This is a genomic window from Rhizobium sp. C1 (genome assembly GCF_021026335.1).
GTDB lineage: Bacteria > Pseudomonadota > Alphaproteobacteria > Rhizobiales > Rhizobiaceae > Ensifer_A.
Map to the genome: position 1 here is coordinate 12,777 of NZ_JAJNCY010000016.1, position 23,248 is coordinate 36,024.

18 protein-coding genes are annotated in these 23,248 nt (G+C 59.9%); 6 read left to right on the forward strand and 12 right to left on the reverse strand.

Annotated features, from left to right (window positions below; all coding sequences use genetic code 11):
- Positions 1-40 precede the first annotated feature (40 nt).
- Genes LQK83_RS21380 through LQK83_RS21390 form a run of 3 tightly spaced genes read left to right on the forward strand, consistent with a single transcriptional unit; the run spans position 41 to position 2,722 of the window.
- A complete protein-coding gene (locus LQK83_RS21380) occupies positions 41-784 on the forward strand; it encodes an SDR family NAD(P)-dependent oxidoreductase (RefSeq protein ID WP_230839528.1) in 744 nt (247 codons plus the stop codon).
- A 7-nt stretch (positions 785-791) separates the two neighbouring features.
- Complete coding sequence (locus LQK83_RS21385; protein WP_230839513.1) at positions 792-2,006, forward strand: acyl-CoA dehydrogenase family protein; 1,215 nt, start codon at positions 792-794, stop codon at positions 2,004-2,006.
- Positions 2,003-2,722 (forward strand): SDR family oxidoreductase, encoded by a 720-nt coding sequence (locus tag LQK83_RS21390; protein ID WP_230839514.1) that lies wholly within the window; start codon positions 2,003-2,005, stop codon positions 2,720-2,722. The genes LQK83_RS21385 and LQK83_RS21390 overlap by 4 nt, the downstream gene beginning before the upstream one ends.
- Before the next feature lie 170 nt (positions 2,723-2,892).
- Here LQK83_RS21390 and LQK83_RS21395 read toward each other — a convergent pair whose 3' ends face one another.
- From LQK83_RS21395 to LQK83_RS21430, 8 genes are all read right to left on the reverse strand, one after another.
- Entirely contained in the window at positions 2,893-4,134 is a 1,242-nt protein-coding gene (locus LQK83_RS21395) for an acyl-CoA dehydrogenase family protein (RefSeq protein WP_230839515.1), read from the reverse strand.
- Between the two features lie 29 nt (positions 4,135-4,163).
- On the reverse strand, positions 4,164-4,958 hold the full coding sequence (locus tag LQK83_RS21400) for an SDR family NAD(P)-dependent oxidoreductase (protein ID WP_230839516.1): 795 nt from the start codon (positions 4,956-4,958) through the stop codon (positions 4,164-4,166).
- A complete protein-coding gene (locus tag LQK83_RS21405; RefSeq protein ID WP_230839517.1) occupies positions 4,945-6,576 on the reverse strand; it encodes a class I adenylate-forming enzyme family protein in 1,632 nt (543 codons plus the stop codon). Before LQK83_RS21405 ends, LQK83_RS21400 begins: the two co-directional genes overlap by 14 nt.
- A gap of 94 nt (positions 6,577-6,670) precedes the next feature.
- A complete protein-coding gene (locus LQK83_RS21410; protein WP_230839518.1) occupies positions 6,671-8,179 on the reverse strand; it encodes a sugar ABC transporter ATP-binding protein in 1,509 nt (502 codons plus the stop codon).
- 1 nt (position 8,180) lies between these two features.
- A complete protein-coding gene (locus LQK83_RS21415; RefSeq protein ID WP_230839519.1) occupies positions 8,181-9,275 on the reverse strand; it encodes a strictosidine synthase in 1,095 nt (364 codons plus the stop codon).
- The gene (locus tag LQK83_RS21420; RefSeq protein ID WP_442966811.1) at positions 9,272-11,452 is read right to left on the reverse strand and encodes an ABC transporter permease; all 2,181 of its coding nucleotides are present in this window, start codon (positions 11,450-11,452) and stop codon (positions 9,272-9,274) included. Before LQK83_RS21420 ends, LQK83_RS21415 begins: the two co-directional genes overlap by 4 nt.
- A 21-nt stretch (positions 11,453-11,473) precedes the next feature.
- On the reverse strand, positions 11,474-12,502 hold the full coding sequence (locus LQK83_RS21425) for a sugar ABC transporter substrate-binding protein (protein WP_230839520.1): 1,029 nt from the start codon (positions 12,500-12,502) through the stop codon (positions 11,474-11,476).
- Positions 12,503-12,541: 39 nt separating this feature from the next.
- Positions 12,542-13,552: an ABC transporter permease gene (locus LQK83_RS21430; RefSeq protein ID WP_230839521.1), complete on the reverse strand. Its 1,011-nt coding sequence runs from the start codon at positions 13,550-13,552 to the stop codon at positions 12,542-12,544.
- Between the two features lie 159 nt (positions 13,553-13,711).
- Here LQK83_RS21430 and LQK83_RS21435 point away from each other — a divergent pair, with 159 nt between their 5' ends.
- Both LQK83_RS21435 and LQK83_RS21440 read left to right on the forward strand, forming a co-directional pair.
- A complete protein-coding gene (locus tag LQK83_RS21435) occupies positions 13,712-14,482 on the forward strand; it encodes a FadR/GntR family transcriptional regulator (RefSeq protein WP_230839522.1) in 771 nt (256 codons plus the stop codon).
- A complete protein-coding gene (locus LQK83_RS21440; RefSeq protein WP_230839523.1) occupies positions 14,479-15,519 on the forward strand; it encodes a phosphotransferase family protein in 1,041 nt (346 codons plus the stop codon). The genes LQK83_RS21435 and LQK83_RS21440 overlap by 4 nt, the downstream gene beginning before the upstream one ends.
- A 163-nt stretch (positions 15,520-15,682) precedes the next feature.
- Here the strand turns inward: LQK83_RS21440 and LQK83_RS21445 are convergent, their stop codons facing one another.
- The 3 genes from LQK83_RS21445 to LQK83_RS21455 are packed head-to-tail and all read right to left on the reverse strand — an operon-like array spanning position 15,683 to position 20,181.
- Positions 15,683-15,871 (reverse strand): hypothetical protein, encoded by a 189-nt coding sequence (locus tag LQK83_RS21445; protein ID WP_230839524.1) that lies wholly within the window; start codon positions 15,869-15,871, stop codon positions 15,683-15,685.
- 12 nt (positions 15,872-15,883) lie between these two features.
- Positions 15,884-19,027 carry an efflux RND transporter permease subunit gene (locus tag LQK83_RS21450; RefSeq protein WP_230839525.1) on the reverse strand — a complete coding sequence of 1,048 codons (3,144 nt, stop codon included), beginning with the start codon at positions 19,025-19,027 and terminating at the stop codon, positions 15,884-15,886.
- On the reverse strand, positions 19,024-20,181 hold the full coding sequence (locus tag LQK83_RS21455) for an efflux RND transporter periplasmic adaptor subunit (protein WP_230839526.1): 1,158 nt from the start codon (positions 20,179-20,181) through the stop codon (positions 19,024-19,026). The genes LQK83_RS21450 and LQK83_RS21455 overlap by 4 nt, the downstream gene beginning before the upstream one ends.
- Before the next feature lie 126 nt (positions 20,182-20,307).
- Here LQK83_RS21455 and LQK83_RS21460 point away from each other — a divergent pair, with 126 nt between their 5' ends.
- Complete coding sequence (locus tag LQK83_RS21460) at positions 20,308-21,375, forward strand: CRISPR-associated endonuclease Cas3'' (RefSeq protein WP_230839527.1); 1,068 nt, start codon at positions 20,308-20,310, stop codon at positions 21,373-21,375.
- A gap of 79 nt (positions 21,376-21,454) precedes the next feature.
- Here LQK83_RS21460 and lhgO read toward each other — a convergent pair whose 3' ends face one another.
- Positions 21,455-22,681, reverse strand: a complete 1,227-nt coding sequence (gene lhgO, locus LQK83_RS21465) for an L-2-hydroxyglutarate oxidase (protein WP_269065842.1) — start codon at positions 22,679-22,681, stop codon at positions 21,455-21,457.
- Positions 22,682-23,248 lie beyond the last annotated feature (567 nt).

Sequence of the window (23,248 nt, forward strand, 5' to 3'; positions counted from 1 at the left end):
AATAAAAACGAACGCTCGCTCGATTTTGAGGACGGTCGATATGTTTGAGGACCTTTCGGGGAAGAAGGCGCTGGTGACAGGCGCGTCGAGTGGTCTCGGCCTTCACTTTGCACGCGTGCTCGTACAGCACGGTTGCCATGTGACGCTGGCGGCCCGGCGGCTCGACATCGTTTCGCAGGAGGCAGCGAGTTTGAGCGCGTCGGGAGGCGCCGCGCAGGGAGTGGCGCTTGACGTGGCATCCCCCGCCTCCGTCAAAGCTGCACTCGCCATCCCGTTCGATATCGTCGTCAACAATGCCGGCGTCACCGCAAGCGAGCCCGCACTGGACATGGCGGACGGCGCCTTTGAGCGGATTGTCGAAACCAATCTCAACGGTGTTTTCCATGTCGCAAGAGAAGCAGCGCGGGCGATGCGCGCAACTGGTAGACCCGGGTCGATCATCAATATCGCCTCCATACTGGGGCTGCGCGTGGCCAACCACCTTTCCGCCTATGCAGCATCGAAAGCAGCCGTCGTCCAATTGACAAAGTCGCTCGCGCTGGAATGGGCCCGCTTCGGCATCCGCGTCAACGCGCTCTGCCCGGGTTATATTGAAACGCCTTTGAATGCCGATTTCTTTGCCTCCGACGCAGGCAAGGCCCTTATCAAGCGAATACCGCAACGTCGGCTCGGCACCGCTGCCGAACTCGACGCCCCGCTTCTACTTCTGGCTTCCGATGCCGGAAGCTACATGACTGGTTCCGTGATCGCCGTCGACGGCGGCCATCTCGTTTCTTCACTGTGAGGGCACCATGGATTTCGAAATTTCTCCCGCCATCGAGAATCTGAGAAAAGGCATAGCGTCCTTTGTCGAAGCGAATATTTTGCCGTTGGAAGCTGATCCAACGGCTTACGACCCCCATGGCAATATACGCACCGACCTGCTCGACCAAATCCGCGCCAAGGCGAAGGCTGAGGGCCTTTGGACCCTGCAACTCAATCGCCCGCACAAACCGGATATCGGTCGTGTGGGCATGGCGGTCTGCTACGAGGAAATGAACCGTTCGATCTTCGGCCCGGCCTGTTTGAATTCCGCCGCCCCGGATGATGGGAACATGATGCTGCTGGATGCGGTAGCCACTCCGGCGCAGAAGGAACGTTGGCTGAGGCCCATCGAAGATGGCCTCGTCAGATCCGCCTTCGCCATGACCGAACCCCATCCTGGCGGCGGCTCCGACCCGTCGATGATGCGCACCTTCGCCGAGAAGGTGGGCGACAAATATGTGGTGCGCGGTCGCAAGTGGTTCATTACGGGCGCTGAGGATGCGAGCCATTTCATCCTGATTGCCCGCACATCCGATGATGCCCGCAATGGACTGACGGCTTTCCTGTTTCATAAGGACCAGCCCGGCTGGCGTATCGTGCGTCGCATCGGCATCATGGGTCCAGAGGAACATGGCGGCCATTGCGAACTGGAATTCGATGGCCTTGAAATACCGGCCGAAAACGTTCTGCTTGGCGAGGGCAGGGGGCTCAAGGCAACCCAGATCCGGCTAGGCCCGGCGCGCCTCACGCATTGCATGCGCTGGCTCGGTCTCTCCAAGCGCTGCGTCGAAATTGCCACCGCCTATGCGGCGGAGCGCTCCGGTTTCGGGATCAGACTTGCCGACCGCGAAAGCATCCAGATGATGCTCGGCGATCTGGCGATGGGCATCGAGATCGGCCGCCTGCTGGTCATGAAAGCGGCTTGGGAGCTTGATCGCGGCAGTTTTGCGCGCAAGGAAATCTCCATGGCGAAAATCCATGTGGCGAACCTGCTGCATAAGGCGGCGGACACGGCCATCCAGATCAACGGCGCCCGCGGCTATTCGACCGACACGGTCCTGGAATGGATTTATCGCTATGCACGTCAGGCCAGGCTCGTCGATGGCGCCGACGAGGTCCACAAGATGGTGCTTAGCCGACATCTGCAGGAAGAGGGTCGCGCCTTCTGGCATTGGGATGTCGCGGGAGCATATGCGCCATGAGCGGCATTCAACCCTCAGATATCGCCATCGTTACTGGCGCGGGCCGGGGAATTGGCGCAGCAATTGCGCGAGCACTGACGGGCGCCGGCTGGCGGGTCGCCGGCGTTGACCGCATGTGGGCGGATGATGACGGCGTTTGCGCGATCCGCGAAACGCTGGACATCACAGATTACGCTGCCGTTGCGGCCTTCGTGGCGCGGCTTGGGACGGACGGGACTATCGGCCTTTTGGTCAACAACGCGGGTATCACACGCGACGCTATCGCGCACAGGATGGAGCCCGACGATTTTCGAACGGTCATCGAGGTGAACCTCATCGGCGCCTTCAATTTCTGCCGCGCCGTTCTGCCCGGCATGCGCGCCCATAATGCCGGAAAGATCGTCAGCCTCACCTCCATGAATGCGCTGCGTGGCGCTGCGGGTCAGGCCAATTATGCCGCTGCCAAGGCAGGACTGATCGGCATGACGAAATCGATTGCCCTGGAAAATGCTTCCAAGGGCATCACAGCCAACTGTATCGCCCCAGGCTACATCGAAACGGAAATGACCCGCGCGATCCCGACTCAAATTCGCGAGGCGGAAATTCAGCGCATCCCGGCCGGGAGGGTCGGTACGCCTGACGACATCGCGGGAACCGTTCTGTTCCTCGCTTCGCCCGCCGCCGACTTCATCACCGGTCAGGTGATTTCCGTCAATGGCGGACAGTTGATGCCCTAGCATTGGTATGCGCTATATTGAAATGGGACTTTTGAAACGTTGGCAGGATGTCGAAGAACGAAATGACATCCTTTTGACGACGAACGTGCCCGATATCGTGGCCTTCGGCCCGGCTGACGTCAGGCGCTGACATCAGCCGGCGGGGGGGGGGGAGGATGGCCCCATGTTGGCTATTCCGAATAGAGGTATTTCAGCGACTGGCCGAGGGTCTTGCCACGTTCCTTCAGCTCCATCCTTCCAATGGAGCGCAGGTGAACTTCGTCCGGACCATCAATCAGGCGCAAGGCGCGGCCCCAGGTGAAGATATCGCCAAGGGGGGTGTCTGGGCTCAGCCCCATGGCGCCGAAAGCCTGGATGGCGCGATCCGTGACTTCACACTGCATTTGCGGAATCAATGTCTTGATCATGGAGATTTCCTTGCGTGCGCTCTGAGCACCACCCTGATCGATCATCCATGCGGTTTTCAGAACCAGCAGCCGGGCCTGTTCGATGGAAACGCGCGAGCGGGCGATCCATTCGAGGATGGTGTCACGTTCGGCCAGATGGCGGCCGAATGTCTTGCGCTCCCGCACGCGGTCGCACATGAGATCGAAGGCGACTTCCGTCTGGCCGATCGAGCGCATGCAATGATGGATGCGGCCGGGCCCCAGCCGAGCCTGTGCCATCATGAAGCCATCGCCTTCCGTGCCGAGCAGGTTTTCGACTGGAACGCGCACATTCTCAAAGCGTATCTCGCAATGGCCTTCAGGCGAGAAGTGATTGAGGATATTGATGTTGCGAACGACGGTCATGCCGGGCGTGTCGCGCGGGACCAGAACCATGCTCTGCTGCCGGTGCGGCTCTGCCTCCGGGTCGGTCTTGCCCATCACGATCATGATCTTGCAATTCGGGTGGGCGGCGTTGGTGATGAACCACTTGCGGCCATTGATGACATATTCGTCGCCGTCACGCCGGATGCTGGTCTGGATATTGGTGGCATCGGAGGATGCGACATCTGGTTCCGTCATGCAGAAGGCGGAACGAATATCGCCGGCCAGAAGCGGCTTCAGCCAGGCCTCGTATTGCTCCGGCGTGGCAAACATGTGCAGGAGTTCCATATTGCCGGTGTCGGGCGCGTTACAATTGAACACTTCGGATGACCAGAAGACTCTCCCCATGATTTCCGCCAGCGGTGCATAGTCGAGATTGCTCAGGCCCTGGCCGGGCTCGTCGGGGCGCAGCGACGGCAGAAACAGGTTCCATAGCCCTTGTGATCTGGCAAGCGCTTTCAGGTCTTCCATGAACGAAACCGGATACTGGCCGGCCTTGACTTCCTTATGCCAGAGGCGATCGCGCGGGATGACGTGCTCTTCCATGAACTCCGTCAATTGCTGCCTCAGCGCATTGCAACGGTCCGAATAGGTAAATTCCATCTCATATTCCTCCGCCCGGTCGCGGGCTCTTACATTGCGGTCAGACCGCCATCGATTCCCAGCGCCTGCCCGGTCATAAAGCTGTTGTCCGGATCGGCCGCAAACCGCACCGCTACGGACACTTCGGCCGGATCGGCCAGGCGGCGCATGGGTATGCCTTGCGCCAGCTGATCGACATCCGAGTGATCCTGCCCGGGCGCGATCTGACCGAGCATGGGGGTACGCGCGAATGACGGGCACACCGCGTTGATGCGGATACCCCTGCGGGCATATTCCAGAGCAGTCGAGCGCGTCAGCCCGACGACGGCATGTTTCGAGGCCGCGTAGACCGCGAGGTGAGACGCGCCGACAAGGCCGGCAACGGAGGCCATGTTGACGATCGCGGCGCGCTGCCCTGTTCTGACAAAGGCCTCGCTCATTGCCGACAATTCATGACGCATAGCATGAATGACGCCGAGCACATTGATCGCGATCACCCGTTCTGCCTCGTCCGCACCTGTTTCCGCCAGCCGCGCAAGCGTAGAAGCAATGCCGGCATTGTTGACGGCGATATCGAGCGTGCCGAAATTTTCAAGCGCCGCCGCGACCATGGCCGCCGCCGTTGTTTCACGGGCGATGTCGCCCACGGAGATCACCGCCTCGGCGCCATGCCCGCGGAGTTCATCTGCCAATGCTTCCAGCAATGCGCCATCCCGGTCGCAAAGCAGCAGCCGCGCACCCTCATCGGCAAAGTCGGCGGCCATCTGCCGTCCGAGCCCCCCGGCGGCGCCCGTGATCAGTACCGTTTTTCCGGCGAACCGGCCTGTTGACTTAGATGCCGGCACGAGCAGCCTCCTGTCTGAGTTCGGTCTTCACCAGCTTTCCATTGACGTTGCGCGGCAGAGGCTCGGTGCGGATCGTGAAACGATCAGGCACCTTATAATCGGCCACCCGCGCGGCTAGAAACGCGCGCAGCATCGCCTCGTTAACCGTACTCATGCCTTCGCCGGCATAGACGAAGGCATGAGCACGCTCGCCAAGAACCGCACAAGGATAGGGCACCAGCGCCGCCTCGCGGACACCTTCGTATTCCAGCAGAAGGTTCTCGATCTCGGCGCTGAAAATCTTGTAGCCGCCGCGATTGATGACATCCTTCTTGCGGTCGCGAATACGGATATTGCCCTCGGCATCGCGTGCGGCGATATCGCCGGACTTCCAGTAGCCGTCGTGGAACGAAAGCGCATCGGCCTCCGGATTTTCCCAGTAGCCCGGGACGACCATGGGCCCCTTGATCAGAAGTTCGCCTTCCTCCCCTTCTGCTACATCGCGACCGGCATCGTCGACAATGCGCAGCTCGCCGCAGGGAACAACGCGGCCAACACTGTCTGTGACAGCCGAAAGCCCGAGCGGAACCAGCGTTGCGGGAGAGGTTGTCTCGGTTGCGCCATAGGCATTGTGAAGGCTGAGATGCGGTAGGGTTTCAGCCAGCCGAAGCCTGATGGCCTCAGGCATCGGGGCGCCGCCAAACGCTCCGATGCGCCAAGTCGGCAAGGCCACGTTTTTCAGCGCATCTCGATGGAGCAGAAGCGTGTACATGGCCGGTACCATGATCGTGTATGTCAGGGCGTGTTGCGCGGCGAGTTCGACGAACCGGCCGGTGTCAAAATGTGGCATCATGACCAATGTGCCCGCACAGCCGAACATGACAAGGATCTGAGCGGCAAGCCCTGTCACATGGGTACAGGGAACCGCGAGCACGGAGACCTCGCCATCCTTCAACTGGAAGACCATCCTGTAATGCAGAACGGTGTGAACCATGCCGAAATGGGTGATCTTCGCCCCTTTTGGCCTGCCGGTTGTGCCTGACGTGTACATCAGCACCGCGCAGGCATCTTCGTCGATTTTCGGCTGTTCGAACTGCGGGTGCAACGGCGCCGTCCCCAGAAGCTCGGCATAGGATGTACCTTGCTCCCCGGCGCTCACAACATCCGTAGCGACACCGATATAAAGTCGAAGCGAAGGCACCTCCGTTCGGTCTGGCTGTTCCGGCGCTGTTTCCGCATCGCACAAAACCGCACAGACGCCGGCATCGCGATAAAGCCCCACCAGTTCGGCGCGGCGGTGACGATGGCCGACCGGCATGGCGATAAAGCCGGCCTTGAAGGCGGCCAGAAGCCCCACAACGAATTCGATCCTGTTTCCGGTGTTGAGAGCGATGCGATCACCGGGGCACAGGCCGGCAGCGCCAAGAGCTGAGGCAAATTTCGTGGCCTCCGCATCCAGCGCAGCATAGGTCAGCGCCCTTTGCGCATCGCGCACCGCCACGCGTTCGGGCGCAAGGCGAACGGCGGTATCGAAGATATCGCGCATGTCATGAGGACGCGGCGTCAGACACAGAACAGATCTATTTCCGAAATGGGTTTCACGATGCAAGCCGATCTCGTTGAGCGCAAAGCCCGCCATGATGATGTGCTCCTCAAATTTTCGTCACGCGCACGACAAGACATCCGTCTCTAGTAACGACAGGTCTGCGACGGCTCGGCGCGGCGCCGACGCGTCAGTGAACGGCGGCAAAGATGATCTTTTCCTCACTGGCATCTCGCGCTTCGAATTCCTCGACAATCTGCCCCTGGCGTGCCACGAGGATTCGGTCGGAAAGCGTCAGGATTTCAGGCAGGTAGGACGAAACAACGACGACAGCGATTCCCTCGTCCGCGAGTTGCTGAATGAACTCATGGATCTCGCGGATGGCGCCGACATCGACGCCGCGCGTGGGTTCGTCAAAGATTACCAGCTTCGGCGTTTTGGTCAGCGCCTTGGCAATCACAACCTTCTGCTGATTGCCGCCGGAGAGTTCGATCACCTTGGCATCGCTGCTGATCGCGCGGATATTCAAACGCTTGATCCAGTGGTCCGCCAGGTCTCGGGCGCTGCGATAATCGATGACATTCCACATGCTGCGATTGGCCACCGTGTCGCCGACCTGAATGTTCTGGCCGATCGTCATCGTATCGAAGAAGCCTTCGCTTTTGCGATCCTCGGTCACGTAAACGATTCCGTCTTCGACGGCCGGACCCGGCACGCGATAGCGTATCGGACGGCCTTCCAGCATGACATTGCCGCCATGAAAGAGGTCGCGCTTGTAGATGCCTGCAACCACTTTCATCATTTCGGTGCGGCCCGAACCGATCAGGCCGAACACGCCGGTGACCTGTCCCGAAAAGACCGAAAAAGACGCGTTGCGCACGGCAACACCCATGGAGATGTTTTCGACGCTGAGTGTGCGATCGCCGGGCGGGCGCTGCTTGATCTCGCGACTTGCAAGGTCCGCATAGGCGGAGTCCGAGAGGTCGCGGCCGATCATCGCCTTGACGATGCGGCCTCGATCGAATTCGGCGCAGGGTCCGCTGTCCACGATCCGCCCGTCCCGCAGCACGGTAATCGAATCGGAAATGCTGAGCGCCTCTTCAAGCGCATGCGAAATGAAGATGATCGCGACCCCACTTTTCTTCAGCCGTCTTACAAGGCTGAAGAAATGGTGCTTTTCCTCGGGCGTCAGGGTTGCTGTCGGTTCGTCGAAGATGATCACCCGTGCCTTGTGATGCACGGCGCGCGCAATCTCCACCATCTGGCGCTGGGCCGCGCCCAGTTCCGACACATAGAGCGTCGGATTGACATGGAAGTTCAGCGACTGGAGGAATTGCTGCGCGGCAATATTGAGTTTGCGCAGACCGTTGAACAGCTTCTCGTCGCCCAGATAGATATTCTGAGCGACCGACATGGTCGGGACAAGGCTGTTTTCCTGATACACCATTGCAATGCCCTTCGAGAGCGCATCGGCTGGCGATCGAAAGGCGATTTCCTCACCGTCTAGAAGCAGCTTGCCGGCGGTGAGCTGATGCACGCCCGCCATGATCTTCGTCATCGTGGACTTGCCCGCTCCGTTCTCGCCAAGCAGCGAATGGACTTCGGCGGGCATGAGACGAAAATTGATGTCTTCATTCGCAACCGCGCCATGGAATTCCTTGCGGCCGTCGCGAATTTCAATGATCGGTGTCTCGCTCATGTCAAACCTCCGACTCTGCCACCGCAAGGACGAGGCCATCGCCCTTCGCGCCGATCCACAGATGCTGCAAGCCGTCAACATGCGCCGTTGCCAGACTGGTGATGCCATGAACCCGGCCATTGGCGCGGCTGTGCAGGCTCGACAAGGGCCGCAGATCGTTTCCGAGACGAATGACCAAACCGTAGGAAAAGGTGGGTGCCCAAGGTTTCAGAATGCCCATCTGCTTGACGCCGCCGCCCTGAAGCGGCTCGCGGAAGTCGCGTGCCGAGCGCAGCATCGGCGCCACCCAGAATTCTTCTGGCACCGAGGCCATCATTCGCTGGCGATATTCGATTTCCGATAGCGTGAATTCGACAAGCTGATTGCGCGGTGCAAACACGCTGAGCCAGTAGCCTCCGCCGTGCGCCCGCACGATCCGGGAGGGATAGCCGGGTAGCCGTTCTAACGGTGTGGGTGCGGGCGCCGCGCCCGGCCTCAGCGGATCGATGAGCACGAGACGATGCCGCCAACTTTCCGACACGACCAGCTGGCCAGACGGCGCCTGGGCCAGCCCGTAAGGCCAGGCGAGCCCGCGCGCCAAAGTAACGGGCGCGGATGAATCGCCGGCCCAGAGCAGCACACTGCCGGTCGCGCCATGGTCCATGAGGTCGCGGCGCCAGCGGTCGGGCGCATTCTCTGCGGACCCGCTGGCAATTGCCAGCCGGCCGTCATTAAGAAAAAGCAATGCGGTGGGGCAGGCAATATCGAGCGTCGCGAGGCGATCGCCACCGGCTGCTGCGGTCAGCAAAACCCGCCCCTCGTCAAGTCCGATGGCGACGCGTCCGTCCTCGGCGACAGCGAGTGCTGAAATCGGACTGCTGAACTCGGCTACCGTTTCAAGATCGACCCCGACGATGCGGAGAAGTTTCGGACCGCTACTGGCCAGAAGGCCCGTCCCGTAGGCGGTCAGATTGTCAATGGCTTCAATCCGGTGCCGTACCTCACAGGCATCCAGCGTCTCGTTCGCCTTCAACGGTCCATCCATGACGGGAACGAAAATGCTGGCCTCGCCCCGTCCGAAGAAGTGATCGATATGACGTCTGATCGCGGCAATCATGTCTTGTCCCCCCAATAGGATTGGGTGCCCTGCCAGGACGCATCGGCGTCCGGCAATTTGTATTTCCCGATGCGGTTGTTGGAGATGCCGCCCAGATAAAGGTGGCCCTTGTGCTCGCGCATGGACGTCACCATCGGATGATTGACGCCGCCGAGATCCCAAAGCGAGGTGACGACCTCGCCCGCCTCGGTGAATTTGAGAACGCACCCGGTGTTGATGTTCGGAAACAGCCAGTTCGATCCCGAAACCCGGCGCGACATGCGTTTGCGGAAGTCCGGCATTTTCAGCGCGAGATCGAGCGCGGGGCCGCGCATGCCGACCAGCGCCAGCCAGTAGCCGCCATCGGAGGCGCGGTTGATATTGTCGGGATAACCGGGAAGATTGTCGATCACCACCTCGACCTTGCCGGCTTTCGGACCGTCAAACCAGTAGCGCGAGATGCGGCAGGCCCAGGTTTCGGCAAAGAGGAATGACTTGCCATCGCGGCTCATGCAGATGCCATTCGGGAAGACGAGCCCTGTCAGAACGGTCCGTGTTCGCCCCGTCGCCGGATCGTAACAGACGATGCGCCCGTTGCCGCGGCTTTCGAGCGCGTCGACCGGCCAATTGTGCAGATCGTAACGTTTGGTCGCCTCAGAGAAGAAGATCCGTCCGTCAGGCGCGATGTCGAGGTCGTCGGCAAGGCTAAGGCGCGAATCGTCGATGATCGAGGTCAGCGAGCGGTTGGTCTCGTCCGTCACCTTTCTGACATCGCCGGCAGGCGAGACAGCATAGACGCCCATGCCGCCGACACAGGTCACGAGATTGCCCTGTCTATCGAAGGCCAGACCGAGCGGATGGCCACCGATATGGGCGAAAATCTCATGTCGTTTGTAATCTGGGGCGAAGAAGCGGACGATGTCGCCATGGCGGGTGCCGGTGTAGAGGTTGTCCTCGGCGTCCAGGATCACGTCTTCCGGCCCCTCGACATCGCCGAGGCCGATCAGTTCAACCTCGCGCAGCCTGTTGTTCTGGGCATAGGGCGAGGCGCTATCCGCCGCAGTTTCGGGTGCTGCCGGCAATGCCGAATAAGCCGGAGAGACATAGACCTTGTTGAGAAGTTTGGTACGGTTCTTGGTCCAGCGCACCTCGACAATGACCGAGAGCAAGAGCGTCAGGCCGAAGACCAGCGCAGTCGCTCCGCCCTGAATCCCGAACTGGATCAGGCCGTTCGACAGGAAAAGCACGATCAGGCCGCCGAGCAGCGCCTTGGCCGCCGAGCCACGGCCGCCGCCAAGGCTCGTGCCACCGAGAATGGCTGCCGTCAGCGCCACCATTTCCATGCCCATACCGGTTTCCGCGCCGGTGCTGGCAAGCCGTGCAGCGTACATATAGGCAGCTATGGAGCACAAAAGGCCGCTGACGACATAGGTGAAGAAGACCGTGCGCCGGACATTGATGCCGGCATTATAGGCGGAACGCCGCGCACCACCGACCGAGACCAGATGCCAGCCCGCCCGCATGCGACTGATCACAATATGCGTGAACACGAAGATCAGGGCGGTGGCGATGATCGTATAGGGAAACCCGAAAAACGCCCCTTCGCCAATGGCTGCCCAAACGTCCGAGTCCGGAAAGACGGAGGAAATCGCCAGCGCATATTTGAGCAGCAGAATATCGACGATGGCTCGGAAGATGATCAGCGAGACGAGCGTCGTCAGGAAGGCGCGCATCCTCAAAAAGCCGATCAGCACACCATTGAACGCCCCGCAGAGAATGCCCGTCAGCCCGGTCAGCACGAAGGCCAGAGCCGGATTGAGCCCCAGAGCGTGGACGCAGTACAGAGCGACGAAATTGCACACGGCGAAAATGGACCCGACCGACAGATCGATGCCGCCGCCGAGCATGACAACCGCCAGCGCAAGTGTGACAAGGCCAAGTTCCGCAAACTGGCGGCTATATTCGCTCAGCGCATAGGGCGAAAAGAAGCCCGGCAGGCTCACGTAAAGTCCGATCAGAAGCAAAATCAAGACCGAGAACGGAATTGCATTGTCGATCCAGCGCTTTGAGAGAATTTCGCCAAGGACGTGATCGGGCACGACCCGATAGCGCCACTTTCTGTAGGTTTCCAGCATCGCCACGACTTCAACTCGAATGTTTTTGAGGGGTGTGTGGGCGGCGGCCGTCCTGGCAGCCACCGCCCTTGCCTTGGGAGCAACTTACTTCGAGGCGAGGCCTTCGACGGTCCAGCAGGCACCGAAATTTCGATACTTGTCGAGATTGTCGGCTGTCAGCATCTGCAACTGAGTGTAGAGCGAATAGTTGTTTTCACCGGGCTTGGACTTGGACTGGAAAAGCGCCTTGATGCCATTTGCCAGATCGCGGGCCTGGCCGGGCACGTCATAGCTGATATCGAGGTCGAACACGCCGTCCTTCAGATTGTCGCAGCCGGCCTTTCCGCCACCGCCCGACGTGACGATGAAGACGTCCTTGTCGCGTCCGGCCTGCTTGACGGCCGCACCCGTGCCCACATCCATACCGTCCCAGAAGCCGATAATGCCGCACAGATCCTTGTTCTGCTGCAAGGTGGTTTCGGTGATGGCGCGGGCCTTGGAAGCATCCCAGTCGGCTGCCTGATTGGAGACGATCTTGATCTCGGGGTGCTTCTCGAGAACCTTGGAGATTCCGCGAAGCTGATAGGCGCTCGCCGCCGCAGTCGGTACGCCCTGAACGATCGCGATCTTGCCGGATGTGCCCTGACCGCACTTGGCCACCACAGCTTCGGCAGCCCGGCGGCCGATATCCATATAGTCGGCGCCAGCGAATACATCGGTCGCATAAGCTGATTTCATGTTGATCTGAAGGACACGAATGCCGGCTTGCTCTGCCTTGCGCAGCAGCTTGGCATAGGTCTGAACGTCGGGATTGTGGACAACGATGGCGTCCGGCTTTTCGGCAATCAGCGAGGTGATGGCACGGGAACCGGCATCCGTGCTCCAGTTCGGGTCGCGCACATCGACGCTGACGCCTAGAGGCTCAAGCTGGTTCTTGAGGCTTGCATACCAGCCGTCGGTCAAATCGAAGCCGAGAGCCAGTGGCACGAAGACGACTTTCTTGCCCTTCAGCGCCTCGTAATAGGCATCGCGCTGGGGATCGTCGATCCCCATGTCCTCGGCGCGCGCCACGGCAGTCAGGGGCAGCATGAAGGCCAGAGCCAGGCCTGCGAGTTTGATTTTAAGCGATGTCATTCTTTCCTCCCAGAATATGACAGTAGGGTTTCAAGTGGTTCAGATGTCGCCTTGTTGACTTGTCTGCTCGTCGCGCGGGTTCAGGATCGTATCAACAAGGATTGCCAGCAGAAGGATCAAGCCCTTGATCAAACTCTGCTCGTTGTAGGAAATGTTCAGAATAATCATGCCGTTGAGCAGCGTTCCGATCAGCAGTGTTCCGATCAGTACGTTCTTCATCCCCCCGCGCCCGCCCGACAGCCCGATCCCGCCGACAACGACGACGAGAAGCACATCGTAGATAAGCGTCGAGTTGAACATGCGCGTGTTGATGTTGTTCACCGCGCCAGCCGTTAGAAGACCCGCAAAATAGGCAACCAGACCAGCGAAGACATAGATCACCACGGTCGCTGGACGCGCGGGAATGCCGGCGGAGCGCGCCGCCACTGGATTGTCGCCCATGGCGTAGATGAAGAGCCCCAAAGCCGTCTTGCGCAAGACGATGTGAACCAGCACCAGCACGACCAGGAAGCAGATGATCGAGATCGGAATGCCAAAAAGCTGGCCCCTGCCGAGTGCGAAGACCCAGGTGGCGCTCTCCGGCAGATAATTGGCCTCGGCCGGCAGGAAGAGCACACGCCCCACACCGTAGATCACACTGCCCATGGCGAGCGTCGTGAAAACCGCCGGCAGATCGGCATAGGCAATGATCGCGCCGGTCAATGCCGTCACGATGACGACGAAAACCAGCCCGAGCAGGGCACCCTGCCAGAAAGGCAGGCCGCCGGGCAAGGGGCCGTCCGGGCGCGAAAGAACGATTGCAACGCCGGCGCCCACCGCAAGGGTTGCGATCAGGGACAGATCGATACCCCGACTGATGACGACAACGGCCATTCCTACACCGAGAATGCCGAGAACCGACACACTGCGCAGCAGCGTGAGGAGGTTCCCCGTCGTCAGGAAGCCATTCAGAAACAGGCTGAACCCGACAAACAGGATAACCGTGATGGCGATGACGATGTTTTCGTGGCTCGCCTTGAAGCGTCTTCTTGGCCCCTGGGCGGCCGCCATTTTTCCTGAAGATTGTGTCATGTCACACGCGCTTTGCTGTTGCCTAATATCCGTTTGTCTGACAATGTGATATCACTATATTCAGATTAATAGACTTCTTGCAAGAGGGTTTCGCCATTGGTATCTCACAATGCTCCAGAGGCACCGGAGAGATGGAAAATGAAAGCGCGTCCCATTGTCGTTCAGACCTCCTATCGGGAAGTCTTCAACCAGCTTGAGGACGCGATCCTGCGTGGAGAGCTGAAAATTGATGAGCCGCTGCCGACGGAGGCGGAGCTGTGCGACATCCTTCAGGTCAAGCGCTCGACCGTGCGCGAAGGCATTCGACTGCTGGAGCAGAGCGGTCTCGTGACACGCAACAGCGCCCGACGCCTTGTCGTTTCAGCCCCGGATGCCAGCCGTTCGTCGGAAAACATCATCCGCTCGGTGACGCTCAACAAGGTCACGCTGGAGGAGCTGTGGCGTGTCCAGCGCGAGCTGGAAGCGCTTGCCAGCCGGCTTGCCTGCGACAACATTTCCAAGCCTCTGCTCGAGGCGCTTGCCGACAATATCGAACAGACGCGGGTGTCGCGCGACGATCCCAAGACCATCGTCAAGATCGACATGGAGTTTCATCGCCTGATCGCGCATGCTTCCAACAACCGGGCCCTGACGCTGGCGCGTGATCCGCTGGGCTTGTTGCTCTATGCGTCGAGCGACTTCGTCATCACACGCCTTGCCCAATCGACCGATCGCCTGATCGCAGCGCATCAGCGCATCTACGATTCAATTGCAGCGAACGATCCAGAAAATGCTGCCAAATGGATGTTGAAGCATATGGATGACTTCAAGCGCGGCTGCATCATGGCTGGCGCCGTCTTTGACGACCCCATTCTCGATTTCGTTGATATTGATGTCCTCTCCGGACTGACGGAAGCCCTTAGAAAATGACCATGCAAGACCGCTGCGATATTGATCTCGATCAGGACCGCCTTGGAGCCTATCTCGGCCACGTGTGGCCGGAAGCCGGCAAACTCGTGAGGATTCAGCGATACAAGGGTGGACAGTCCAATCCCACTTACAGGCTGTATTTCGAACGCAGCAGCGCCGTGCTGCGTCGCAAGCCGTTTGGAACGCTGCTGAAATCAGCGCATGCGATCGAACGTGAGTATCGTGTGCAGGATGCGCTGAAAGGAACCGGCGTGCCACTGGCGCGCATGATCCATCTGTGTGACGACACCGAGGTCATCGGGGCCGCTTTTTATGTCATGGAACATGTGGAAGGACGGATCTTCTGGGACCCGGCCCTTGCCGAGATAGACCCTTCGGAACGCCGCGCTTATTATGAGGCCATGGCCCGCTCGCTGGCAGCTCTCCACCGCGTCGATCCGAACGAGGTCGGCCTCGGCGATTTCGGCCGGCCGGGCAATTATTTCGAGCGCCAGATAGCTCGCTGGACAACGCAATATCGCGCCAGCGAAACCGAGAAGCGCCCCGATATCGATCGTATCATCACCTGGCTGAGCGAGACGCCTTCGCCGGCGGATAACAGCGCCTCTCTCGTGCATGGCGATTTCCGCATCGACAATATGATTTTCGATCCCAGAAAGCCCGAGATTCTCTGTTTCCTCGACTGGGAATTGTCCACCATTGGCCACCCGATTGCCGATATTTCCTATCAATGCATGCAGTGGCGCTTGCCGAACCAGGGCGTGATCAGCGGTCTCGGCGGCATTGACCGGGCGGCCGCCGGCATACCAACGGAAGACGAATATCTTTCCATTTATTGCCAGGCGGCTGGAATTCCGGAAATTCCACACTGGCCGTATTATCTGGTCTTCAATTTCTTCCGGCTGGCGGCCATCCTCGACGGAGTTTACCGCCGCGTGCTTGATGGCAATGCCTCGGATCCGGAACGCGGACGCAAAATGGCCGCATCAATCCCCATGCTGGCGGAGATGGCCGTGCAGATCATCGACGAGGGTTGAGCATCTTCAATCTATACGACACGCGCTGGTTCAAATTGGAAACAGCATGAACTCAGCATTCCGTTGCCGGCCCGACGTTGTGGCTTCGGCTAGCGCGTCCATCATGCCGATACCCACAAGGCTCTCACGCATATCTGCTGATACGGAAGCTAGGTCGCGCTGATCAAGCTTGCCTGCAGCAAACGGCGACGGCTTCGACGATCTGCTCGTCGGCGCACGGACCAATGATGTCGACGAAGGTGATGACAGGGGCGCGGCCTGCTTCTTTTTCGGCGAGACATATGTCGGCGGGCGGGACTACCGAGGCCCAGGCGACGACGATGTGATTGCCCAGGCGCGGTTCAGAAAGCACCGGCTTGGGCTTCTATCGGGCAAATGCCGGTAGAGCGTTCGCGTCCTTTCTGTTCCGCAGCTTGTCGAGAAGCAGATAGATGACCGGTGTCGTGTAGAGAGTCAGGATCTGGCTGACGATCAAACCACCAACGATGGCGTAGCCCAGCGGCTGGCGTAATTCCGAACCTGCACCATGTCCGATTGCCAGGGGCACGCCTCCGAGGAGGGCCGCCATTGTCGTCATCAGAATAGGTCGGAAACGCATCTGCGCCGCCTTCATGATCGCCTCTTCGCTGCTTAGGCTTTCCTTACGCTCGGCTTCGATGGCGAAATCGACCAGCATGATGCCGTTCTTCTTCACAATGCCGATCAGCAGGATGACGCCGATCATCGCGACGAGGCCGAAATCGAGACCGGCGATCTGCAGGGCAAGCAGGGCGCCGAGGCCCGCGGAAGGCAATGTCGACAGGATCGTCAGCGGATGGATGAGGCTCTCATAGAGCACGCCAAGAATGATATAGACGACGACCAGCGAGGCGAGGATCAGAAGCGGCACGGTTGAGAGCGAATCCTTGAACGCCTTGGCGCTGCCGGAAAAGCCGGTTTGCAGGGATGCTGGCGGATGCATCTGCAGGACCGCGTTTTCCACCGCCTTGGTCGCATCGCCGAGCGCAACATTGGGCGCCAGATTGAAAGACACAGTGACCGCCGGCGACTGGCCCTGATGCGAGATCGAGACCGGCGCGACACTGTCCGTCGTCCATTTCGCCACGACAGACAGCGGCACGAGCGTCCCGTTATTGGCTCGCACCGACAGGCGGTCGAGGGTTGCAATGTCCCGTTGCAAGTTCGGCAGGACTTCGAGGATCACATGATAGGTGTCGCTCTGGGTCGAATAGGACGCGACCTGGCGTTGTCCGAATGCATCGTAAAGCGTCTGGTCGATATTGGCGGGCATCACGCCGTAGAGCGTTGCGGCGGCACGGTCGATGGTGATGGCAAGCCTCGGCGCTTCCGCCTGCTGGTCGCTGCCGACATCGCGCAGATCGGGAAGGCCCTGAAGACGCTCGGTGATTTTCGCCGCCCAGTTGTCCAGCTCCGTAATGTCCGCATCCTGAAGGGTGAACTGATATTGTGTCTTGGCCGGGCGGGCGCCGATATTGATGTCCTGCGCGGAATGCATGAAGAGCTTGATGCCTTGCTGCGCGTTCAGCGCCTGGCTGAGGCGGTCAATCACCTCCTTGGAGCTTACATTGCGCTCGCTCAAGGGCTTGAGCGTGATGTTGACGTGGCCCTGGTTCATCGCATTGCCGCCATTGCCGCCGCCAATGTCCATGAAGACGCTGTAGACTGCCGGGTCCTTCAGGATGATGGCGCTGACCCGCTCCTGAAGTTTGGCCATTTCGGTGAAGGAAATATCGGGCGAGGCCTGCGAGAGACCGTCAATGAAGCCCGTGTCCTGCTCGGGAAAGAAGCCCTTCGGGATCGTGACAAAGATATAGCCTGTCGCGGCAACGGCGCAGAGAAAGACGATGAATGTCAGATATCGGTGGCGCATCACCGGCTTCAGGCTGCGCATGTAGAGCGATGTCAGCCCGTCGAAGAAAGCTTCGCCCGCCTTGTAGAAGCGGCCATGCGTCTCCTCGTCCGTCCGCTTGATGAAGCGCGAGGCGAGCATCGGGGTGAGTGTCAGGGAGACGATGGCCGAAATCACGATGGCCACGGTGAGCGTCATTGCGAATTCGCGGAACAGCCGCCCGACAATCCCGCCCATGAGCAGAATGGGGATCAGGACGGCAATCAGCGACAGGCTGATCGACACGATGGTGAAGCCGATCTCACCCGCGCCCTTGCGTGCCGCCTCCAGCGGGGCCATGCCGTCTTCGATGTGCCGCGTGATGTTTTCCAGCATCACGATCGCGTCATCCACGACGAAGCCGACGGCGACGACGAGCGCCATGAGCGACAGGTTATCGAGGCTGTAGCCCATGATCCACATGGGCGCGAGCGAGCCGACCAGGGCAATCGGCAGCGTCAGAACCGGAATGATCGTCGCGCGAACGTTGCGCAGGAACAGGAAGATCACCGCTACCACCAGACCGATGGTCAGCATCAGCGTGAATTGCACATCATCGACGGAGCTTCTGATCGTTGTGGTGCGATCCGTCACGAGTTCCAGCTTGATCGATTTCGGCAGCGTGGCCTGAAGCGCCGGCAGCTGCTCTTTGATGGCATTGACGACCTCGATGACATTGGCGCCGGGCTGGCGGAAGACGTCGAGTGCGATACCGCGGGCGCCATTGGTCCAATGCGCCATCTTGTTGTCTTCGGCGCCGTTGACCGCCTGTCCGATATCGCGAATGCGAACAGGTCCACCATTGCGATAGGCGATCACGGCGTCGTTCCACCCGGCGCTCGTTTCGATCTGGTCATTGGTGTAGATCGGGAAGGTGCGGGTTGGATCGTCGATATTGCCCTTCGGCGCGCTGAGGCTGAGATTGCCGATGGCGGTGCGCACATCTTCCAGCGTGATGTCGGCCTGGGCGAGACGGCCCGGATCGACCGCGATGCGGATGGCCGGCCGCTGCTTGCCGCCAATGTTGACGAAGGCGACGCCGGAGACCTGCCCGATTTTCGAGGCAACATTGCGCTCTATATACTGGTCAAGTTCCGGCAGTGTCAGCGTGTCGGAGGTCGCCGACAATTGCATGACCGGCGCGTCGGCCGGGTTGGCCTTGTGAACCGTCGGCAGCGACGCCATGTCCTTCGGCAATTGGCCCGCGGCCTCGCTGATCGCGGTCTGCACATCGCTGGCGGCGGTCTGGATATTCTTGTCGAGATCGAACTGCACGGCAATCGAGGTCGTGCCGAGCGAGCTGTTGGAGGTCATTTCCTTGACGCCGCTGACTCGCGAAAGCGCCTGCTCGATCGGCTGGGCAACGCTCGCCGCCATGGTCTCCGGCGACGCGCCCGGCAGGCTGGCCTCAATCTGGATGGTCGGAAAATCGATCTGCGGCAGCGAAGAGACCGGCATGATCGGATAGCAGATCGCGCCGATCAGGAAAATCCCCGCCATGATCAGGCCGGTCGCGATCGGATGCATGATGAAGAAGTCGAAAAAACCGGAAGTTCGAGATTTTGGCGCAGGCGTCGGCTGTCCGGTTTCGATTGTCATTGGGATGCCTTCTGCGCGAGTTCGCCGGTCGGCGAGCCTGTCCACGGGGTGACCTCGACCTTCTCGCCATCGCCGATGCGCGACTGGCCATCCATCACCACCTGATCGCCATCGCTGATGCCGCTTTTGACGAGCGCACGGGCGTCGGTAACAAAGGCCGTCTGCACGTTTTTCTTCGACACCTTGCCGTCCTTTCCGACGACATAGGCATAGAGCCCGTCGCGGCCGCGCGCCAAGGCCTTGTCGGGGACGACAACGCCCTTCACCTTGTCCACCGTCAACGTCGTTGCGACCGGCAATCCGGGCCAGAGCGAGCCGTTCTTGTTGTCGAAGGTCGCTCTCAGATGGATCGAACCGTTCGTCGCATCGACCGCGTTGTCCATCGTCGTCAGCTTGCCCTTTGCCAGCGTCCGGGTGCCATCCGTGCTGGTCAGCGTCACCTCGGCGATCCCCTTCTCAAGCGCGTCACGGATTTCTTCAAAGCGGTCGCCTGGGGCGACGAAGGAGACGGCAATGGGGTCCATCTGCGTGACCGTCACGATCCCGCTTGTCGAACTGGCGCTGATGACGCTGCCGACATCGACCTGCCGGAAGCCGGTTCGGCCGGTAAACGGAGCGACAACGGTGGCGAAGCCGAGCTGCGTTTCCGCGCTCTTGATCATCGCGTCGTCATATTGAACGGCTGCGGCATATTGCTGGCTCAGCGCGTTCTTTTCTTCCATGGTCGAGGTCGATGCCGCCCCCTTTGAGGCGAGCGATGCATAGCGCTGCGCATCCGACTGCGCATTATGCAACTGCGCCTCGTCCTGCGCCTTCTTGGCGCGGGCGGAGTTGACCGCCGAGACGAGCTCCCGGTCATCCAGCTTCAGAAGCACGCTCCCCTTCTCGACCATCTGACCTTCCGTGAAGGGCACCTCCACCACCTGACCGTCGATGCGGGGCCGCACCGTGACCGACTGCAGGGGCGCGACGGTGCCAATGCCATTGATCACGCGATCAAGCGTCTCGGAATGGGCGACAATCGCCGTCACAGGCACGGCCAGGATGTTCTCGGCTCTGGCTGTCCGGACAAGAACCATCTCTGTCAGAATAATCGGATACGTCGCTGCCAACGCGGAGATGATCACGGTCCGGCGGGCAAAGGAATTGGTCATGAGCGTAGCTCCAGAAAAGCTTCGAAACAACGCGGATTGCGGGCATGGGTTCCCGTATCAGCATCGCAGCAATCAAATTTTTGCAAACCTCGGCGTACGACCTCTAAGTTCACACATTAGGATTGCATGCCTGCGACAGGTGGTAGCCCGTTTAAAGTGAATGAATTCGCGGCTCAACAGCTTTGCTTTTTGATCTTTCCAAGTCCGATTTTTTTGACGATTCGCATCGTTTTCGCGGCACTTTATGATTGCTTTGAGATCTGGTCTCTGCAACCAATGGCGATGGGGGTGCTAATGACTTGGTATGCGCATACGGGACGGGAGGAGGACAAGCGCGACTGGCAGGGGCTCGCCAATCACCTGTCTGCGGTGGCGGAGCGGGCTGCGCTGATGGTGAAAAGCTTCGGCCTCGAGGGGGCGGCCTTTATCGCCGGGCTATTTCATGATCTCGGCAAATACAATCCTGCCTTCCAGTTGAAGCTCGAAGGGCGGGAACTTCGCGTCGACCACTCCACCGCCGGCGCGCAGGTTTTGCTTGGACTGGTTCCACCCAAAGACAGGTTGATCGCGGAATTGATCGCCTATGCCATTCTCGGTCATCACGCCGGTCTGCCCGACCGAACGAACGAGACGGATGCCTGTTACAATCAGCGCATGGAGCGTTCGGTAGCCATTGATGGGGCATGGCGGGATGAGTTGCAGGTCGATCTTTCCGCCCTTGTCCCGCATGCGCTGATGAGCCGTGCGCCGTTTAGGAAGGAGACACGGGACTTTGCGGTCTCCTTCATGGGCCGGATGATTTTCTCATGCCTTGTGGATGCCGATTTCAAGGATACGGAAGCTTATTACGCCAGCATCGGTGAAGCAGGCGCGGATCGCGACTGGCCGAAGCTGGCCGAGCTGGTCGATCACTTCATAGAACGTTTCGACGCCCATATAGATGGCTTTCAGGCTCTTGAAGGCGATCTCAATCGCTTGCGTTCCCAAGTCCTGTGGCACGTCCGCGCCAGAGCGGGGGAGGCTCCGGGTCTTTTCACGCTGACCGTACCGACGGGCGGTGGCAAGACGCTGGCATCGCTCGGTTTTGCCCTGGACCACGCCAGGCGGCACGGGCATGGCCGGATCATTTACGCGATCCCGTTCACGGGGGCGTGGATCAAAACCTACAGACATCCTCCCGCCCAAGCCGATTGACATTGACCTGCTCCGTCCAAATTGAATCTCCGGTGTCTGCGTCGTTCGCAAGGATCGGTGGCGTAACTTCGTGTGTTTGCTACTGACCGTTTGGTCTGAAGGGCGCGGATTGCCGACACATCGACCCCAGCCGGGAAACAATCATCTCTGCGATGGGTATGGCCGAGGTTGCGGCGGGAGATGGCGCGTTGCAGACATGCAGGGTTCTGTCCGTCTGGGCAAAGAGGAAGTCGTGCACGAGGGAGCCATCCGCCTTGACGGCCTGAGCTCTTATGCCTGCCTCGTGCGGCAGCAGGTCGCTGAGCCGCAGTTCGGGGCAGTATTTTCGGCACTCATCGAGATAGCCCGGCTTCCACAGGGAGTTTCGAAGTTCCTTCACGGCCGAACGGCGATTGGCGAAGACCGTTTTCCAGAATCCGGGGAAAAGCGCGTAATCTGTCACGTCCGCAAAATTGAGGGAGAGCTTAGGATAGCCTTCGCGGGCAAACCCGAGGACTGCGTTTGGACCGACCGTCACACTGCCGTCGATCATGCGCGTCAGATGGACCCCGAGAAACGGGAGCGACGGATCCGGGACAGGGTAGATAAGATGCTTGACGATGTCGTTCTTGTTTGCGGGCAGCCGATAGTATTCGCCGCGGAAGGGTACGATCCGGAAGTCGACGGCAAGGCCTGCCAGACGCGCCAGGCGATCGGCCTGCAGCCCGCCGCACACGATCAGTTCGTTGGCCCGCCAGCTTGCGCCGTCACTGTCGATTTCCACGCAATCGGTCTTCTCGCGAATGCCGGTGACACGGGTCGACAAACGTATCTCTCCACCGCCGTCGACGATGCGCGCGCCCATCTTGCGGCATACATCGAGATAGCTGACGATACCGGTTGAGGGCACGTATAAAGCCCCCATGCCGACGATGTTGGGTTCCCGCTCGACAAGTTCAGCGGCCGAGAGACGATGGACTTCGATAGTGTTTTGCTTCGAGCGCTCGTAGAGCGCGTCCATGCGCACCACTTCCTGGTCCGAGGTGGCGACGACGAGCTTGCCGCACACGTCGTAGCGGATGGAATTCTGTTCGCAGAATTCCTTGGTGGCGATGGCCCCTTTGCGGCAGAGTTCAGCCTTCAGGCTTCCCGGCGCGTAGTAGATGCCGGCGTGGATGACGCCGCTATTGTGGCCGGTTTGATGTTTGCCTAGAAAATCTTCCTTTTCAAGAAGGATCAGACTGCTGCCGGGGCGGGCCTCGAGAAGACGCATGGCTGTGGCGAGTCCGACGATGCCGCCGCCGATAATGCAGTAATCGTATTTCAACGTGTTTCTCCTTCCAAACCTCACGCGGTCTTAGCGTGGAGCCCGGCATAGCCGTTGCGAAGCACATAAAGGCGCGAGCCAGATCCAGGCACACGTGCGGTCGACTGCTCGACGACCAGAAGCGTGGGCCACCGTCGCTCAGCCGCGCTATACTCTCATAAACCTGATCGACGACCAGTAGCGCAAGACCCAGCGACGGTTCGCCAATCATCAGAAGGGAAGGGCGTTGAAGAATCGCGCGCAACTGCCGACTGGTGCTGTTCGCCGCCTGAGAGGTGGTGGGCAATACCATTGTAGCGCGTTTTGACGTCTGTTGCCGTGTGTGACGCCGTGCATGACGGAGGGCATCGAGCGCGTCACGCCGATGCTGAAATTTGACCTCCGAACGGTCGCGTGGAGGCACGATGCCGGAAGCAAATCACCAAAACGTTTTAAGAATCATATACTTATTTAATTTCTTCATTTTTTTGTTTTGTTGGTGTTGACTGTTTCTGGGGTGTGGGTCTATAAGGCGGTCACTGACGAGGGCGGCGGCGCTGCTAGCGACTGACGAGCTCGTCCTTGAGA

Bases quoted from the DNA above. Each gene is read 5' to 3' on its own strand.
- LQK83_RS21380 (WP_230839528.1), top strand. From the start codon at position 41: ATGTTTGAGGACCTTTCGGGGAAGAAGGCGCTGGTGACAGGCGCGTCG.
- LQK83_RS21460 (WP_230839527.1), top strand. From the start codon at position 20,308: ATGCCTGCGACAGGTGGTAGCCCGTTTAAAGTGAATGAATTCGCGGCT.
- LQK83_RS21440 (WP_230839523.1), top strand. From the start codon at position 14,479: ATGACCATGCAAGACCGCTGCGATATTGATCTCGATCAGGACCGCCTT.
- LQK83_RS21405 (WP_230839517.1), bottom strand. From the start codon at position 6,576: ATGGCGGGCTTTGCGCTCAACGAGATCGGCTTGCATCGTGAAACCCAT.
- LQK83_RS21425 (WP_230839520.1), bottom strand. From the start codon at position 12,502: ATGACATCGCTTAAAATCAAACTCGCAGGCCTGGCTCTGGCCTTCATG.
- LQK83_RS21385 (WP_230839513.1), top strand. From the start codon at position 792: ATGGATTTCGAAATTTCTCCCGCCATCGAGAATCTGAGAAAAGGCATA.
- LQK83_RS21430 (WP_230839521.1), bottom strand. From the start codon at position 13,552: ATGGCGGCCGCCCAGGGGCCAAGAAGACGCTTCAAGGCGAGCCACGAA.
- LQK83_RS21410 (WP_230839518.1), bottom strand. From the start codon at position 8,179: ATGAGCGAGACACCGATCATTGAAATTCGCGACGGCCGCAAGGAATTC.
- LQK83_RS21415 (WP_230839519.1), bottom strand. From the start codon at position 9,275: ATGATTGCCGCGATCAGACGTCATATCGATCACTTCTTCGGACGGGGC.
- LQK83_RS21450 (WP_230839525.1), bottom strand. From the start codon at position 19,027: ATGACAATCGAAACCGGACAGCCGACGCCTGCGCCAAAATCTCGAACT.
- LQK83_RS21455 (WP_230839526.1), bottom strand. From the start codon at position 20,181: ATGACCAATTCCTTTGCCCGCCGGACCGTGATCATCTCCGCGTTGGCA.
- LQK83_RS21390 (WP_230839514.1), top strand. From the start codon at position 2,003: ATGAGCGGCATTCAACCCTCAGATATCGCCATCGTTACTGGCGCGGGC.
- LQK83_RS21435 (WP_230839522.1), top strand. From the start codon at position 13,712: ATGAAAGCGCGTCCCATTGTCGTTCAGACCTCCTATCGGGAAGTCTTC.
- LQK83_RS21395 (WP_230839515.1), bottom strand. From the start codon at position 4,134: ATGGAATTTACCTATTCGGACCGTTGCAATGCGCTGAGGCAGCAATTG.